The sequence below is a fragment of the Brunnivagina elsteri CCALA 953 genome, assembly GCF_002289455.1.
GTDB classification, from domain to species: Bacteria; Cyanobacteriota; Cyanobacteriia; order Cyanobacteriales; family Nostocaceae; genus Brunnivagina; species Brunnivagina elsteri.
Map to the genome: position 1 here is coordinate 1 of NZ_NTFS01000683.1, position 1,935 is coordinate 1,935.

Genomic DNA, 1,935 nt, shown 5'->3' on the forward strand with positions numbered 1-1,935 from the left:
CCACCACCACCACCAGGTCCATGAAAAAGATTAAACCTAGCATCCCCACCTTTGCCGCCATTGGCATTTACCGTCAAACCTGGCAAATTATTATTTAAAGCTGTAACCACAACACTACCCCCCGCACCACCACCACCACCACCATCTTGGAGGACATTAAAAGCTGTAGCACCGTTAGCATTAATAGTCCCACTACCAGCAACAGTAGCTGTTCTAATAAATACCATCCCACCACCAGGAGCACCACTACTGGCTAAAGCTCCAACAATACCAGGAGAGTCACTAGTACCATTATTTGTGGTTCCTGCGCCGCCACCACCACCCATAACTAAGCGATTAGTTGAAGCAGGAGAAAAAGCAGCACCACCAAAACCACCAACATAACGATCCGATTTGAAAGAACGACCTCCTAAACCACCAGTACTACCATTTCCACCACCACCACCACCAGAATTTTCATCATTCCCACCACTGTTAGCAGGATTTCCATCCGTGCTGCCACCACCAGCATTTCCCGGTGCGCCACGTCCATAACTACCATCGGGATAACCCTCGTTTGCAGCACCATTATCGATTAATGTATTATTATCTCTATTAATCAAAAAACGCGGTGTACCAGCAGTTCCTTCACCTTTAGAACCATTGGCATCAGCAGTAGAAGCAGTACGGTAATCAGTATTTAGTAAACCTGGTGTATTTCCATCAAGGTCACGTGCACCACCACCTCTAAATCCCCTACCGCTAACATCTACAGTTGCACCACCTAAATTTAAATTCCCGGCAATATCATAAACTACAACACCTCCCGATGAACCATCCCATCTTGGTGCTGTGATGGTAGAACTTAGAGTTACACTAGAATATTGAGGTACACGAATAACTTGATATGTTCGTTGTCCTTGAGTTCCAAATGGTGCATTGCTGTAGGAGTTTATCAGTCCACTATTTGTTCCAGCACCTCTAATAGGAATTGTCCCTCCAGAAATTGCTCCCGTTGCAACTACATATTCATAGTTACCAGCAATAAAATTACCATTATTAAGATTACCACTTGCAGCTACAGTTGAACTTGGAGGTAGTAAAGTATCAGCATCATTTCCATCACCAGAAGTACCGTCACCATAACTATCAAAGTTAGTGCTATTAATATCCGCACCTTGCATTTGAATCACAAGCAGCAAATCACCAGCAGCAATAGGAGTTGCAGAACCACTTGAATTAATTGCTCCTACAGGAATAGATGTGGAACCAGGACTAACTGTTGTATTTACAGCACCAGGAAAATAAGTATTAATAATCCCCGATATGTTATTACCAACTCCATCATTACCCGGTGTAGCACACAAGGATGGTTGCACCTGCGCGAATACTGGAGAACTATTTGCTTCCACCAATAGCAGCAAACTTTGATAACTCAAAATTGTAGATAGAAAAACACAACTGCGAAAAACTCGTAAAAAATACTCTCTAGATAATTTCATAACTCTTCTTTATTTCTTGGCGTACTCAGCGTCTTGGCGATTCAATTCCCGTACTAATTTTATTTTCCTGCGACATATCCACAACAGTCTTCACAACCGACTCTTGCTGTTGTCGAGGAGCAGGTTTTTGTCTCCCAAATCCCCCAAATAACTCATTAATTTTGTAAGTAAGATTTAAATATGGTCCCCCTGCCGAACGATACCCAGTAAAATCGCGATCGCTCACATCTCCAAAGGCATAACCAAGTCCAATTCTGAAATCAGGGGTGACATAATAACCACCTTCCACAGCAACACCAAATTCATTAAAACCTTCCGTCGGTTGTCCAAACCAACGTCCCTCAACTGCAACATCTGTACGATAGCCAAGTTGGTAGCTAGCACGGAGTTGGGCAAGATGGACACTACTAGAATTAGTAAAATTATTAGCAAGGTAACTAGTAGTATTACGGAA

Annotated in this window: 2 pseudogenes; both read right to left on the reverse strand. The window is 42.8% G+C overall.

Going from position 1 to position 1,935, the window contains the following annotated elements:
* Positions 1 to 1,481, reverse strand: a pseudogene (locus CK510_RS29835) (isopeptide-forming domain-containing fimbrial protein); the annotation flags it as partial.
* A gap of 25 nt (positions 1,482 to 1,506) precedes the next feature.
* A pseudogene (locus tag CK510_RS29840) lies at positions 1,507 to 1,935 on the reverse strand (hypothetical protein); the annotation flags it as partial.